We start from the raw sequence: 13,233 nt of genomic DNA on the forward strand, positions 1-13,233 counted from the left end.
ACCGGTCTGACGCCCCCGGTCGACGCCCCCCGATCCGACGCTCCGCTCCGCCCCGACCTCGCTGCCGCGGGGGACAGGCCTATCACCGCGACGCGCGGTAGTGAATTCATGACACGGTCGGGTTCGGACCCCGCGGTTCGGTCGGTCGTCGTCGCCTCGCTCGCCGCCGTCCTGCTCGTCGCGGCGCTCCCCCTCACCGGGGGCGTCGCGGTCGGGGGCGCGGAGGCCGCGGGGGAGCGCACCTTTCACGGGTCGGTCGGCCCCCAGTCGCTCGACGGGGAGACGAGCGTCTCGGTCGCGGCCGGGGACCGGGACGAAGACGCGACGCGGGTCGCCGACGCCGCCGCGAGTCAGGTCGCCGACGCCGACGCGATCCGCCTGCGGAACGAGCTGTCCCTGACCGCCGAGCCCGGGACGATCGGGGTGACGACGCGGGCGGCGCTCCCCGACCGAGTGACGGAGTTCCGGGTGACCCTGCTCAGCGCGAACGGCGCCGCGGTCGAGCCGGACGGGTTCGAGCGGGCCGGCGACGTCGCCCCCGGCGAGTCCGTCTGGGAGTGGGACGGCGAGACGGCGACCCCGTCGCTCAGCTACGCGATCGACGCCAACGACACCGTCGAGGAGACGGGACCGCTCGGCGCCCGCGGCACCTATCGATTCGTCGACACCGGGGAGTGGGCGCTGGTCAGGACGCCGCGGACGAGCTCGGTCTGGTCGTACACCGGACGGTACGAGGGCCAGGTCCGGCTGACGCGCGAGAACGTCGTCGACGGCGAGGGGGCCGCCTCGGGGGCGATGGCGTTCCTCGGCCCCCACGAGGAGCGCGTCCGCGAGGCCGGGGGACAGCGCTACCGGCTGATCGTCCCCGCCGCGGCCGACGCCGAGGCGACCCCCGACGAGGTCTTCGACGCCTTCGAGTCGGCGTCGACCGCGCTGCAGGTCGGCGCGAGGGACGAGACGGTGTTCGCGGTCGCCGCCCCCACGGACGGCGTCTCGTGGGGCGTCCGCGGGCTCCAGCTCGGCGACGCCGACCTGTGGGTCCGCGACGCGGAGCCGGCGGGCACGGCCGACGACGTCTGGACCCACGAGTACGTCCACACGCGGCAGGCGTTCCGGACCGAGGCGAGCGGCCGCTGGATCACCGAGGCGAGCGCGACGTACTACGCCGCGCTGTTCGCCTTGGAGCGCGGCGCCGCCGACTTCGACGAGTTCGAGGCGACCCTGGCCCGCGGCGAGCGCGACCCCGACGCCTCGGCGGTGCTCGCCGACCCCGGGACGTGGGAGCGGAACCCGGACTACACCAAGGGCGCGCTCGTCGTCGGCGAGATCGACCGCCGGCTCCGCGTCGCGACAGACGGGAGCGCCTCGCTCGCGACGGTCGTCCGCGAGCTGAACGCCGCGGGGGAGCCGGTCGGCAACGGCGACGTCCTTGACGCGATCGAGGCGGCCGCGGCCGACGGCGCCGACGCCGAGACCGCCGCCGCGGTCCGCGCGGAGGCCGAGCGCCTGACGACCGCGCGGGAGGCCCCCGAGACGTGGGACCGCGCGGCCCACGCCGAGGCGTTCGGCGAGACGCCGGCGCGCGTCGGCTACGCGGTCGCCGCCGACGGCGTCCGCGCGACCGGCGAGTACCGCGACCGGCCCGTGGTCCGCGACCCGGTCGAGCTCGTCGCGGGAGAGGCGCTCGCGGTCGACGTCGACGTCGCCAACACGGGCGGGGCCGCGGGCGAGTACGACCTCGCGCTGACGGTCGACGGCGACGCGGTCGCGACCCGGACGGGCTCGGTCGACGCCGGCGCGGAGACGACCGAGCGCTTCGAGCACGCCTTCCCGGAGCCCGGCGAGTACGCCGTCCGGATCGCCGGCGAGCGGCTGTCCGTCGTCGTCTCCGAGCCCGCGCCGCCGTCGGTCCGCGACGTCTCGGCCGACCCGGACCGCGCGAGCGCCGGCGACTCGGTTCGCGTGACCGCGACCGTCGCCAACGACGCGGGGCTCCCCGCCGGCGGCGACGTCGAGTTCCGCGTCGACGGCGAGACGGTCGCCGCGGTCCCCGTACGACTCGATTCGAACGACGAGACGACGATCGCCCGGAACGTCACGCTCGGAGAGCCGGGGGAAACCGGTGGAACCGACGGCGGCGACCGCGAGGTGACCGTGAGCGTCGCCGGCCCCGAGGACGAGGCGTCGACGACCGTCACGGTCGAGCGCGAGGGCCTCGGCGGCGGCGCGACCGACGACGGCGCGCCCGGATTCGGCATTGTCGTCGCAGCCGTCGCGGTGGTCGCCGCCGCCGGGCTGCTCGGCCGACGCGACCCCTGATCAGAACGGCGCCTCGGGCCCCTCGTCGGTCGGATCGTCGGCGTCGCCTCCCCGATCGGATTCCCCGTCCGGCGTCGCGATCAGCTCCTCCCCGGCGCGCTCCCACCCCTCGATCCCGTCCCGGAGGCTCTCGACGCGCGCGTCCTCGACGCCGGCGTAGCTCCCGATCAGCTGGGCCGCCTGTCGGCTGGCGACTCCGTGCGGGCAGACGGTCACGATCCGGGAGGCGCCCGCCAGCTCCTCGATCCGGGTCGTCAGCTCCGGGAACGGGACGGGCTCACTTCCGGGGAGGTGGCCGCGATCGAACGCCCGCCGGTCGCGGATGTCGACGATCCGGAGGTCGGCCGGGGGATCTTCGCCCTCGCCGTCGAGGAGCGCCGCCAGCTCCTCGGGGTCGATCTCGCCGTCCATCAGGAGAGCGGACAGAGGCTCGCCGTGAGCACGGCCCGCTCGTCCGTGTCGTTGCGTGCGCCGTGGACCGCGCCGCGCTCGTTCGGGACCACCGCGGGCGCCGCGAGCGCCGCCTCGGTCCCCTCCCTGACGACGGTCGGCTCCCCCTCGATCACGTGGAAGACGTTGGTCGCGTCGGCGTGCTCGTGCGGGTCGACGGCGGCGTCCGGGCCGAGCGCGAACGCCTTGACGAGCACGTCGTCGGTGACGACGAGCTCGGCGGTCTCCACCTCGCCCGGCGCGGGGTCGAGGTCGTCGACGGCGTCGGCGTATCTGTCGAGCGTCATGGCCGACCGTGGTCCCGTCGATACAAAAGCGTCGTGGCGGGCGCTACTCGCGAGCGCCGGGCGGGAGGGGGTCGGCGTGGTCGGCGATCGCCTCCGCGACCCGGTGCGGCTCCTCGTGGACGACCCAGTGCGTCGCGGCGTCGAGGGTCAGCAGTCGGCCCTCGGCGCAGCGCTCCACGCTCCGGCCGGCCATCCGCTTGGTGAGGAACCGATCCTTCGCGCCCCAGATCACCAGCGTCGGGACCTCGACGCGGGTGCGTTCGGGCTCGGGGCGGTCCCGGACGATCGCTCGGTACCAGTTCACCATCGCCTCGAAGGCGCCTTCGCGGTTCCACGCGCGGCGGTAGCGTCGAATGTCCTCGTCGCTGAACGTCCCCGGATTGCTGGAGTCGCGGAGTCCGCGGACGGCCAGCCGCCAGTTCCCCGCGCCGGCGACGGCCTCGGGGAGCTTCGGGAGCTGGAACGCGAGCATATACCAGCTCTTGAGCCGCTGGTCCCACGAGGTCCGCAGCGTCTCCCTGAAGACGGTCGGATGCGGGACGTTGACCGCGACGAACTCGGAGATCCGGTCGGCGTGATGGAGCGCGAGCCACCACCCGACCGCCGCGCCCCAGTCGTGACCGGCGACGGCGGCGATGTCGCGGCCGTACGCGTCGATCACGCCGACGACATCGCGGGCGAGCTCGCCGATCCGGTAGTCGCTCACGCGCGGCGGCCTCTCGGAGCAGTTGTACCCGCGCTGGTCGGGGACCACGACGCGGTAGCCCGCGTCGGCGAGCGCCGCGATCGCCTCGTGCCAGCCGTACCAGAACTCGGGGAACCCGTGGAGCAGGACGAGCAGCTTCCCGTCCTCGGGGCCCGCCTCGACGACGTGGAGCCGGACGCCGTTCGTCTCGACCGCCCGCGACTCGCCCGGCACCGACTCGGGGACCTCGTCGTCCGGGACGTCGGCGTCGAGGGCGTCGACCCCGCGGACCGCCTCGGTCGTCGCGTCGCTCATGCGTTCCGCTTCGCGCGCCCGCGGCAAATAGCTACGCTCCCGCCGCCTCCGGTACGCCCCCGTCGTCTCCGGGACGGTCACTCCGCCTCCGGTACGCTCCCGCCGTCTCCGAGATCGAAATCCTCAAGCCGCTGGCAGGCGCTCTCTGGGATATACTCGCGTCGCCGACGCGCGGTCGACGAGGCGCGGGCCGGCCGCCGGCTCGCGCCCCGATGTCGACCCCCGCCCCGATCGGACCGCCGGGTGCTCGCGGCGCGACCGGTCGGACCGTCCCGCGGCGCCGCGACGCCGGGGACACCCGTCGCATACCATGGCACCGGACACGTCACCCTCGGACGAGACCGTTTCGGACTCGTCCGGCCCGAACCGATCGCCCCCGGCCGACGCGGAGCGAGCGGTCTCGAACGTCGTCCTCGTCACGATCGACTCGCTGCGGGCCGACGCGATCGCGCCGTACGACGCGGACCGGATCTCGCCGGTGCTCGCCGACCTCGCCGACGACGGGACCGTCTTCGACCGAGCGTTCGCGACCGGGAACTGGACCCCCTTCTCGTTTCCCTCCATCCTCGCGTCGGAGCCGGTGTTCGCCCGGAACGGCGACATCGGCGTGAAAGGCGCGCGGACCCTCGCCTCCGTGCTCTCCGAGGCGGGTATCGCGACCGGGGGGTTCAACGCCGCCAACGGCTTCCTCACGTCTCACTGGGGGTATCCCGAGGGGTTCGACGAGTTCGAGCCGTTCGTCACCAGCGTCGGGTCGAGCCGGTACAGCCGGTACCTCGCCGCGCACCCGACGGTCGAGGCGTGGATCCAGCTGTTCGCCTCGCCGTTCCGCCGGCTCGGCTCCAAGCTCCGCGGGGAGAGCGACGAGCGCCCCTTCCTCGACGCCTCGCGGATGTTCGACGTCGAGGACGCCGCCACCGAGTTCATCGACGAGACGGACGGCCCGTTCTTCCTGTGGACCCACTACATGGACACCCACACGCCGTACGTCCCGGCGCCGCGGTACATCCGCGAGGTGTCGGACGGGCTCGTCGGGACCCACCGGATGCTCCACGCGCACACCCGGACGAGCCTCGGGCTGGAGGTCGGCGAGCGGACCCTCCGCGAGCTCCGGACGCTGTATCAGGCGACCGTCAAGCAGGTCGACGACAGCGTTGGGCGCGTGCTCGACGCGCTGGAGGCGGCCGGCGTCGCCGACGAGACGGCGATCGTGGTCGCTGGCGACCACGGCGAGGAGTTCCAGGAGCACGGCCACCTCGCGCACTACCCGAAGCTGTACGACGAGCTGGTCCGCGTCCCGCTCGTCGTGAACGTCCCCGGCGAGGACGGCGGGCGCGTGTCAGAACACGTCGGGCTCGACGCGGTCCCGCCGACCGTGGCCGACCTCTTCGGCGTCGAGTCGCCGCCGGAGTGGCGCGGGGAGTCGGTCGCGCCCGCGGTCCGTGGCGACGCCGAGCCCGACCAGGACCCCGTCGTCTCCGTCACCGTCCGCGGCGAGGAGGTGACCGAGCAGCCGATCCCGCGGTCGATGGCCGACGGCGACCTCCTCGTGAGCGTCCGGGACGCGGAGTGGACCTACATCGAGAACGCGGACACGGGCGAGACGGAGCTGTACCACTGCCCCTCCGACCCGACCCAGCAGATGGATCGCTCCGCGGACCCGACCGACGAGGAGCTGGCCGTCGTCGAGCGGTTCGCGCCAATCGCCGCCGACCACGTCGCCGAGCTCCGCGACCGGGAGGCCGACGCCGCCGGGGACGACGAGGTCGACGAGGACCTCGAAGCCCGGCTCGAGGCGCTCGGCTACCGGTGATGGTCCGGGCGTTCCTCCGCAACCTCCGCAGCGGCCCGATCGCCGTCCAGATGCGCCGGTTCGTCATTGTGGGCGCGTTCACCGCCGGGATACAGCAGGGCCTGCTGTGGGCGTTCGTCGACGCCGCCGGGCTCAACTACCTGATCGGCGCGACGATCGCCATCGAGATCACGATCCTCCTGTCGTACGTGTTCAACAACGCATGGACGTTCGAGGCGACCCAGCACACGGGCGTCGGCCAGTACCTCCGCGGCATGCTCAAGACGAACCTCGTGCGCGGGACCGCGATCCCGATCCAGCTCGGGATCCTCTACGGGCTCGTGGAGTGGGGCGGGATCATGTACCTCGTCGCCAACGTGATGGCCATCTTCGTCAGCGGGCTCTACCGCTTCGCGCTCGACTCGCAGTGGACGTGGGGGTGACCGCGGTACGGTGGTGGTACGGTGGTGGTACGGGCACGCCAAGCCCCCGGTCAGAACGGGAGCCGCGGCTCGACCCGGGCGATGACGTCGCGGATCGCCTCCTGCTTGTAGTAGCCGATCACCGACGCGAGCACGACGACGAGGATGAGCGCGATCCCGGAGAGGAAGCGCCCGCTCGCGAGCTCGCCGCCGGCGTACACCGTGAGCACGTACGCGGGGAGCCGGCCGACGGCGATGACGCCCATGAACGCGGGGAGCCGCCACTTCGTGAGGCCGCTCAGGAAGCAGATCGCGTCGTCCGGGAGCCCGGGGATGATCACGAACGCGAACAGGCCCGGGAGCCCGACCGTCTCGACGAAGCCGTCGAAGCGCTCGACGACGTCCTCGTGGAGCACGTCCTCGACGAACGACCGGCCGTAGCGCTTCGACAGCGAGAACGCGATCGCGCTCCCGATGAGCACCCCGGTGACGCTGTAGACGGTGCCGGCGAGCGGCCCGAAGAGGTACCCCGCGACGAGGGCGACGACCTGTCCCGGGACCGGCGCGACGATCACCTGGATCGCCTGGATGGCGACGAACACGAGCGGGGCGAGCACGCCGAACTGCCGGAGCCAGAGGCGGAGCGCCTCGGCGTCCATCAGGAACGCGGCGTACTCGCGGACGAAGAGGTAGAGGGCGACGAAGCCGACCGCGACGGCGACGGCGGCGAGGATCCCCCGCCGTCTGTCCGACGCAGAGGCGAAGAGCTTCATTCGTGTTACACCCGGCCAGCGGCGGACTTGAAGCTTGTTAAAGGAGGGATGGGATCCGGGGGCGTGCGGACCCGTCTCATACGTATCGATACAGAGAGCGATCGGGGGCGACACGCAGGTATGCGGTCGGATGTCTCTGTGCGGTCTTAAAAACGGATGCGGGAGAAGTGGGCCGGCACGAATTTGAATCGTGGTTACGGCCACCCGAAGGCCGAAGGATACCAAGCTACCCCACCGGCCCGCACTTGATAGAAGGCCGTTCGCTCTTTTAACCTTTCCGAAACGGGGGACGACCGAGGGGACTCGGCCGCGCGGCAGTCGGTCAGATCGTCCGTGAATTCGTAGGCATTGCGGGCTCTTGAGGTCCCAGTCGCTCGCTCATAATCGTCTGATCGCGGACCGACGGCGAACTACCACTACCCCAAAGCCCCAGCCGGGAGGCTGCCCTTTTGAGTCCTCCCACCCTCGACGGCACCGCAGCCTCACGCCTCCCCAGCCTCGCGGCTCCCTCCGCTTCGCTCCGGTCGCCGCGTCCCTCGCGCGTGCGGTTCGCGCCCTCCGGGCGCTCACCGGCACGCGCCGCCGCGCTACGTTGTCATTTATAAGCTGTCGTTCTCGCTTTCACCGCCGGATGTCGACGTCTCGAAGTACCGGTCGCGGTGCCTCCGGCAGCCGGGGTTGAACGCGGCGTCACAGCGCGGACAGGCGTCGTCGCCCGAGGGACCGCCCCTCTCGCTGTCAGGGGCGCGTTGCCCCTCTTCGTCGCCGTCGAGGTACTCGCGGACGGTGAGTGTCGCGCCGCAGACCCCGCAGAGCACGGCGGGCTCGTCGAAGCGGTCGCGGGGCCACGGCTCGGCCTCGTGGTTGGCGGCCGCGTCGTGGCAGGCGTCGCAGGGGTAGTACGCCTCACAGCAGCCGAACCGGAGCGCGATCACGTCGACGGGGTCGTCCCAGTGAGCGCAGCGCGTCTCGGGGTCGACGGCGACCCCGCGCAGGGGGACCGCGAACCGGTCGTCGGTCGCGGGCGCGGTCGTGGTCCGCCGGTCAGTAGGACTCGTACCCATCGGTGTCGAGCCAGTTGTGGACGACCGAAACGGCGTGGTCGGCGTGGAGCAGTTTGGGCCCGACGCGCACCCGGCGCTCCGCGCGCTCGGCGAGCGCGGTCTCCTCTCGGTCGGTGAAATCGCGGTGGTCCGAGAGGACGAACACGGGGTCCTCGGGCGGCGCGGCGTCGACGAGGGGGTCGCCGTCCTCGTGGAGCTGGACGAGCGTCGGGTCGGTCGACGCACCGCCGGTGCCGGCGGTGCCGCCCGCGTCGAGCAGTCGGTCGAGGGTCGCCGTCAGCCCCATCCGGCGGAGCTCGACGCCGGGCGAGACGTCGGCGGGCATGTGCCCGATCGCGTCGGGCTTCGCGGCGAGCGCGTCGCGGATCCGGGCGGCGACGTTGCGCTCGTCCGGGTGGAGGTGCCGGAGGCTGTCCGCGTCGAAGGTGACCGTGAGCGCGTCGCCGACGACGAGGTGGACCCGCACCGCCTCGCGGATCCCGTGCGAGAGGAAGACGCCGGTCGCGACGCACCGACAGAGCAGGTCGAGCCGGCCCGCGCCCGGCAGGTCCGACAGCGAGATCGCGTCCGGGTCGGTCGGCGCCTCGTGGCCGACGACGACGAACTGGCGCATACGGTCGGGTCGACCCGGACCCTCATAAGGCACGCGACCGGAGATCGACTCATGAGCGTCGCCGGACTCTGTCAGGTGTGCGAGGCGGCGCAGGCCCGCCACGCCTGCCCGCGGTGCGGGCGCGGCGTCTGCGACGACCACTGGAACGGGACCGTGAGCGCCTGCGCGGCGTGTACGCGGGGGCGGCAGCAGTGAGCGCCGGGACCGACGCGACCGCCGCGGGCCCCTACCGGTGCCGGTTCAGTCGCTTCTTGAGCCGCTTCGCCGCGTCGCCGGCGGCGCCGAAGTAGGTCGCCTCGTCGCCCGGGCGGCTCGACTCCTCGCCGGCGAAGATGATCCCGCGCGAGGAGTTGACGAGCCCCACGTCGACGGCGGCGTCCGGGCGGTCGGCGAGCCCGTGCTCGACCGCGGCCTCCGAGTCGCCGCCCTGCGCGCCGACGCCGGGGACGAGGAAGGGAATTTCGGGGACGACCTCGCGGACCTCGGCCAGCTCCTCGGGCGCGGTCGCGCCGACCACGAGCCCGACGTTGTCGTTCCCGTTCCACACGTCCGCGAGCGCCGCGACGCGCTCGTAGAGGGGTTCGCCGGAGGCGAGCTCGAGGTCCTGGAGGTCGCTGCCGCCCGGGTTCGAGGTGCGACAGAGGACGAAGACGCCCTTCTCCGCGCGGTCGAGGAACGGCTGGAGGGAGTCGCGGCCGAGGTAGGGGTTCACGGTGATCGCGTCGGCGTCGTCGAGCGCCGCGGCGTAGCGCCGCGTCGTGTTGCCGATGTCGGCGCGCTTCGCGTCGAGGAGGACCGGGACGTCCTTGCCGTGGGCGTAGGCGATCGTCTCTCGGAGCGCGCGCCAGCCGTCGGCGTCCTCGTAGAAGGCGGCGTTCGGCTTGTAGCAGGCCGCGTGCTCGTGGGTCGCGTCAATGATTCGGCGGTTGAACGCCCAGCGCGGCAGGTCCGCGTCGGCGACGAACTCGGGAAGCCGGCTCGGGTCCGGGTCGAGCCCGACCGAGACGACGCTGTCCGTCGACTCGATCCGGGCCGCGAGGGTCTCGAAGAAGCGCATGCCGCCCACTGCGTTCGGGGGCGCGCTAAACGTTGCGTTCCGCCCGCGTCTCGTCCGCCCCGGTCGGCGGCGCTCAGTCACTCGCGGCGGTCGCCCGAACTCCCGTGCCCGGCGCGCACCGTGATCGTCCCGAACAGGTACCGCTCCTCGCTCACGGTCCCCGTCCGGTCCGCGAGCGCCCGCCCCGCCGCCGCCGTCCGCGCGTCCAACCGTTCGAGCGGGTCGTCCGAGTCCAGGTCGAACAGCCGCCCGTTCAGTCGGGCGAACGCGGCGAGGGCGGCGTTCGCGGGGCGGCTCCCTCGGGGCGCGAACGCCGCGACGACGACGCCGTCGGCCAGGTCGCACCAGTCGCTCACGACCGCGTACGGGTCCGGGAACAGCGACGTGACGAACGTCGCGAGCACCGCGTCGGCCGACCGGACCGGCGGGTCGGTCGCGTCGCCCCGCACGAACGCGACGTTCTCCCACCCGCGACGCTCCGCCAGCCCCCGCGCCCGGTCGAGCATCGCGCCGGTGATGTCGACGCCGACGACGCGCCCGGTCGGGCCCACGGCCTCTCGAAGGGCGGGGGCGTTGACGCCGGGCCCGCAGCCGAACTCGACGACCGTGTCGCCCGGGTCGAGGTCGAGCGCGCGGACGCAGCCCGCCCGCACGCCCCCGACCGAGGCGGTCGCCCGCGCGAACCAGTCGTAGACCCGCGCCCACGCGCCGTAGCCGCGCTGGATCCGGCGTGCGACGCGCTCGTCGTCGGCCGCCGCGGGAGGATCGCCGCCCGGGCGCGCCTCGCCCGTCCCCGCGGCCGACCTCGACGCCGCCGACCGCGACCGCGGGCGCCGACGGTCCCGGGTCACGACCGGGCGCGGACCGCGGCGGGGGGCGTCTTCGGCCACCACAGCTCCGGGCCGTCGCGCGCGACGGTGGAGTAACACCGCTCGCTCCCGTCGCAGTCCCGCGGCCGCTGGTAGTCGATCCCCCGCTCCGCGAGGTACGTCACGTAGCCGTCGTCGACGCGGTCAAGCTTCTCGTGACACACCCACTTCTCGCCGTAGATCCGGGCCCCCACCCCGCGGTACGGACAGGTGAACTCCGTCCGCTCGGCACCGGCCTCGCTCCCGGTCTCGTCGATGTCGACGCCCACCGACCGGTACGCCAGCCGGAGCCGCCGAACGACCCGCTTCGGCGACGACGCGCCGAGGAAGAGCCCGTGCGCGAGTACGTAGCCGAAGTCGTGAAGCAGCCGCTCGAACCGCGTCAGGTCGTCCGGGTCGTCGTCGAGGGCCGACCGCACCGTCGCGTACCAGCCCGCGATCGCCGCCACCTCGTCGGCCGCCTCGTCGGCCGCCGCGAGCGCCCGGCGCTTCGCCGGGAGCGGCGCGGCGCCGTCGGAGAGCCGGAACGACGGCACCGCCTCGACGTGTTCGAGCACGTCTTCGCGGAGGATCTCGCCGTCGGCGTACCGCTCGGTCAGCGCCCCGAGCTCCGGGTACCACTCGCGCGTCAGCCTGCCGTACGTCCCGTCGAGGAGGTCGTCGACGCGGTCGAGGGGGTCGCCGTCGGCGCCCGAGCGGTTCGCCCCGTCGCCCTCTGCCGCCGCGGGGAACGATTCGACGACCCGCCGCAGTTCGGCCGGGTCCGGTCCTGCCATGGTGTCACGTGGCGGGCGACGGACTTGAATCCGGAGGTCGCCGGGCCAGCTCCGTCCCCGCCGCCGCCCGAGCTACCGCAGGCCGACCCGCTCTTTCAGCCGCCGCACCCCCCGGCTCGCCCGCCGCCCGAGCGCGGTCGCCGCGAACGCGCCGCGGACGAACCAGTCGGTGGGGATCCGGTCGGGGAAGCCGAGCGGGCCGACGCGCGATACCCCCACCGTCCGCGACTCCGCGTACCGCCGGATCCCCTCGGGGCCGTGGCGGCGGCCGAGCCCCGAGTCGCCGACCCCGCCCATCGGCGCGTCGACAGCCCCCCACGTCGCGAGGAAGCCGTCGTTGACGTTGACGGTGCCGCAGTCGACCTCGCGGGCGACCCGGGCGCCCCGCTCGCGGTCGGCGGTCCACACGCTCGCGTTGAGCCCGTACGGCGAGTCGTTGGCGGCGGCGACCGCCGCGGCCTCGTCCGGGACCGGCGTCACGACGACCACCGGGCCGAACGTCTCCTCGCAGGCGACCGTCGCGTCCGGCTCGACGCCCGTCAGGACCGTCGGCTCGTAGCAGTACGGCGCCACGTCCGGGCGGTGACGCCCCCCGGTCTTGACGGTCGCGCCCGCCTCCCGGGCCGACGCCACGTGGCCCCGGACGCGGTCGAGCTGGTCGGCGTCGATCAGCGAGCCGAGGTCGGCGTCGTAGTCGTAGCCGGTGCCGAGCGCGATCGCCTCCGTCTCCCGGACGAAGGCGTCGAGGAACGGCTCGTAGGCGGGCTCCTCGACGTAGATCCGCTCGGCCGAGAGGCAGAGCTGGCCGGCGTTCGAGAAGCAGGCGTCGACCGCGCCGCGGGCCGCCTCGTCGACGTCGGCGTCGCCGAGCACGACGAGGGGGTTGTTGCCGCCGAGCTCCAGCGAGCAGCCGATCAGGTTCCGCCCCGCGCGCTCGGCGACGGTCCGACCGGTCTCCGTGCTCCCGGTGAACGCGACGTAGTCGACCGCGTCGATCAGGGCGGGCCCGACCGTCGCCCCCTCGCCCGTGACGACCTGGAAGAGGTCGTCGGGGAGCCCGGCGATCTCCAGCAGCTCCGAGAGCGCGAGCGCCCCGTACGGCGTCTTCTCGTCGGGCTTGCAGACGACCGGGTCGCCCGCGGCGAGCGCCGGGAGCGCGTCCGCCATCGACAGCGTCAGCGGGTAGTTCCACGGCGAGATCACGCCGACGACGCCGACCGGGTCGTACGTGACCGTCGCGGTCGAGAGCCCCGGAACGGCCCCGCGCCGGCGCTCGTCGGCGAGCGCGCCGGGCGCCTCGTCCGCGAGGTACGCGCAGCCGGCCGGCACGTCGAACAGCTCCTCGACCGCCGTCCGGCGCGACTTCCCGGTCTCCAGCTGGAGGAGGTCGAGGAGCTCCTCGCGGCGGTCGAGCACGAGGTCGCCGAACCGGTCGATCACGGCCGCGCGCTCGGTCGGGGGGGTCTCGGCCCACTCGGCCTGCGCCGCCCGGGCGCGCTCGACCGCGGCGGCGACGTCGTCGCCGTCGCAGTCCGGGACCGAACCGATCCGCTCGGTCGTCGCCGGCGCGAACACGTCGACGGCGGCGTCTAACGGGTCGCTCTCGCCGGGCGCCGCGCGGCGCACGCGCTCGGCGAGGTCGTCGAGCCGTCGGGTCGAGAGGTGCGGCGCGTCGGCGAGCGCGGTGGGCGGATCTGTCGGGGGCATTGGACGCTTCGTGGGAGGGCCGGGGGCCGGAAAGCGGTGCCGGTGGACGGGCCCGACGCGCTCGCCGATCGGGTCGAGAGCGCGAGCAACCGTAGCACCTAACC

14 protein-coding genes and 1 tRNA gene are annotated in these 13,233 nt (G+C 73.7%); 4 read left to right on the forward strand and 11 right to left on the reverse strand.

The features are described from left to right. The first annotated feature begins 108 nt into the window (after window positions 1-108). Window positions 109-2,319, forward strand: coding sequence for a CARDB domain-containing protein (locus NO900_RS05900; RefSeq protein ID WP_256408283.1), 2,211 nt, complete (start codon window positions 109-111; stop codon window positions 2,317-2,319). Here the strand turns inward: NO900_RS05900 and NO900_RS05905 are convergent, their stop codons facing one another. The 3 genes from NO900_RS05905 to NO900_RS05915 are packed head-to-tail and all read right to left on the reverse strand — an operon-like array spanning window position 2,320 to window position 4,056. After that, window positions 2,320-2,730 carry a rhodanese-like domain-containing protein gene (locus NO900_RS05905; RefSeq protein WP_256408284.1) on the reverse strand — a complete coding sequence of 137 codons (411 nt, stop codon included), beginning with the start codon at window positions 2,728-2,730 and terminating at the stop codon, window positions 2,320-2,322. After that, on the reverse strand, window positions 2,730-3,056 hold the full coding sequence (locus NO900_RS05910; RefSeq protein WP_256408285.1) for a cupin domain-containing protein: 327 nt from the start codon (window positions 3,054-3,056) through the stop codon (window positions 2,730-2,732). Before NO900_RS05910 ends, NO900_RS05905 begins: the two co-directional genes overlap by 1 nt. Before the next feature lie 43 nt (window positions 3,057-3,099). Beyond that, window positions 3,100-4,056, reverse strand: coding sequence for an alpha/beta fold hydrolase (locus NO900_RS05915; RefSeq protein WP_256408286.1), 957 nt, complete (start codon window positions 4,054-4,056; stop codon window positions 3,100-3,102). A 310-nt stretch (window positions 4,057-4,366) separates the two neighbouring features. On the opposite strand from NO900_RS05915, the gene NO900_RS05920 reads away from it, so the two are divergent. Further along, window positions 4,367-5,869, forward strand: a complete 1,503-nt coding sequence (locus NO900_RS05920; protein ID WP_256408287.1) for a sulfatase — start codon at window positions 4,367-4,369, stop codon at window positions 5,867-5,869. After that, the gene (locus NO900_RS05925) at window positions 5,869-6,291 is read left to right on the forward strand and encodes a GtrA family protein (RefSeq protein WP_256408288.1); all 423 of its coding nucleotides are present in this window, start codon (window positions 5,869-5,871) and stop codon (window positions 6,289-6,291) included. Before NO900_RS05920 ends, NO900_RS05925 begins: the two co-directional genes overlap by 1 nt. Window positions 6,292-6,341: 50 nt before the next feature. Here NO900_RS05925 and NO900_RS05930 read toward each other — a convergent pair whose 3' ends face one another. From NO900_RS05930 to trmY, 4 genes are all read right to left on the reverse strand, one after another. After that, window positions 6,342-7,043: a TVP38/TMEM64 family protein gene (locus tag NO900_RS05930; protein ID WP_256408289.1), complete on the reverse strand. Its 702-nt coding sequence runs from the start codon at window positions 7,041-7,043 to the stop codon at window positions 6,342-6,344. A gap of 168 nt (window positions 7,044-7,211) precedes the next feature. After that, window positions 7,212-7,284 (reverse strand) — tRNA-Pro (locus NO900_RS05935). A 358-nt stretch (window positions 7,285-7,642) separates the two neighbouring features. Next, on the reverse strand, window positions 7,643-8,107 hold the full coding sequence (locus NO900_RS05940) for a CHY zinc finger protein (protein WP_256408290.1): 465 nt from the start codon (window positions 8,105-8,107) through the stop codon (window positions 7,643-7,645). Then, complete coding sequence (gene trmY, locus NO900_RS05945) at window positions 8,088-8,720, reverse strand: tRNA (pseudouridine(54)-N(1))-methyltransferase TrmY (protein WP_256408291.1); 633 nt, start codon at window positions 8,718-8,720, stop codon at window positions 8,088-8,090. Before trmY ends, NO900_RS05940 begins: the two co-directional genes overlap by 20 nt. Window positions 8,721-8,771: 51 nt before the next feature. Between trmY and NO900_RS05950 the strand changes: the two genes are divergently transcribed. Then, window positions 8,772-8,915 carry a hypothetical protein gene (locus NO900_RS05950; RefSeq protein ID WP_256408292.1) on the forward strand — a complete coding sequence of 48 codons (144 nt, stop codon included), beginning with the start codon at window positions 8,772-8,774 and terminating at the stop codon, window positions 8,913-8,915. Window positions 8,916-8,946: 31 nt separating this feature from the next. Here NO900_RS05950 and pyrF read toward each other — a convergent pair whose 3' ends face one another. The 4 genes from pyrF to NO900_RS05970 all read right to left on the reverse strand — a co-directional run bounded on the left by pyrF (window position 8,947) and on the right by NO900_RS05970 (window position 13,129). Beyond that, window positions 8,947-9,777: an orotidine-5'-phosphate decarboxylase gene (gene pyrF / locus NO900_RS05955; RefSeq protein ID WP_256408293.1), complete on the reverse strand. Its 831-nt coding sequence runs from the start codon at window positions 9,775-9,777 to the stop codon at window positions 8,947-8,949. Between the two features lie 77 nt (window positions 9,778-9,854). Continuing rightward, a complete protein-coding gene (locus NO900_RS05960) occupies window positions 9,855-10,628 on the reverse strand; it encodes a class I SAM-dependent methyltransferase (protein ID WP_256408294.1) in 774 nt (257 codons plus the stop codon). Next, the gene (locus NO900_RS05965) at window positions 10,625-11,422 is read right to left on the reverse strand and encodes a hypothetical protein (RefSeq protein WP_256408295.1); all 798 of its coding nucleotides are present in this window, start codon (window positions 11,420-11,422) and stop codon (window positions 10,625-10,627) included. Before NO900_RS05965 ends, NO900_RS05960 begins: the two co-directional genes overlap by 4 nt. Window positions 11,423-11,494: 72 nt before the next feature. Next, on the reverse strand, window positions 11,495-13,129 hold the full coding sequence (locus tag NO900_RS05970; protein WP_256408296.1) for a succinic semialdehyde dehydrogenase: 1,635 nt from the start codon (window positions 13,127-13,129) through the stop codon (window positions 11,495-11,497). Window positions 13,130-13,233 lie beyond the last annotated feature (104 nt).

Source organism: Halorubrum rutilum, from assembly GCF_024494565.1.

Coding starts and splice junctions, on each gene's coding strand:
- NO900_RS05900 (WP_256408283.1), top strand. CDS start 109: ATGACACGGTCGGGTTCGGACCCCGCGGTTCGGTCGGTCGTCGTCGCC.
- NO900_RS05905 (WP_256408284.1), bottom strand. CDS start 2,730: ATGGACGGCGAGATCGACCCCGAGGAGCTGGCGGCGCTCCTCGACGGC.
- NO900_RS05910 (WP_256408285.1), bottom strand. CDS start 3,056: ATGACGCTCGACAGATACGCCGACGCCGTCGACGACCTCGACCCCGCG.
- NO900_RS05915 (WP_256408286.1), bottom strand. CDS start 4,056: ATGAGCGACGCGACGACCGAGGCGGTCCGCGGGGTCGACGCCCTCGAC.
- NO900_RS05920 (WP_256408287.1), top strand. CDS start 4,367: ATGGCACCGGACACGTCACCCTCGGACGAGACCGTTTCGGACTCGTCC.
- NO900_RS05925 (WP_256408288.1), top strand. CDS start 5,869: ATGGTCCGGGCGTTCCTCCGCAACCTCCGCAGCGGCCCGATCGCCGTC.
- NO900_RS05930 (WP_256408289.1), bottom strand. CDS start 7,043: ATGAAGCTCTTCGCCTCTGCGTCGGACAGACGGCGGGGGATCCTCGCC.
- NO900_RS05940 (WP_256408290.1), bottom strand. CDS start 8,107: ATGGGTACGAGTCCTACTGACCGGCGGACCACGACCGCGCCCGCGACC.
- trmY (WP_256408291.1), bottom strand. CDS start 8,720: ATGCGCCAGTTCGTCGTCGTCGGCCACGAGGCGCCGACCGACCCGGAC.
- NO900_RS05950 (WP_256408292.1), top strand. CDS start 8,772: ATGAGCGTCGCCGGACTCTGTCAGGTGTGCGAGGCGGCGCAGGCCCGC.
- pyrF (WP_256408293.1), bottom strand. CDS start 9,777: ATGCGCTTCTTCGAGACCCTCGCGGCCCGGATCGAGTCGACGGACAGC.
- NO900_RS05965 (WP_256408295.1), bottom strand. CDS start 11,422: ATGGCAGGACCGGACCCGGCCGAACTGCGGCGGGTCGTCGAATCGTTC.
- NO900_RS05970 (WP_256408296.1), bottom strand. CDS start 13,129: ATGCCCCCGACAGATCCGCCCACCGCGCTCGCCGACGCGCCGCACCTC.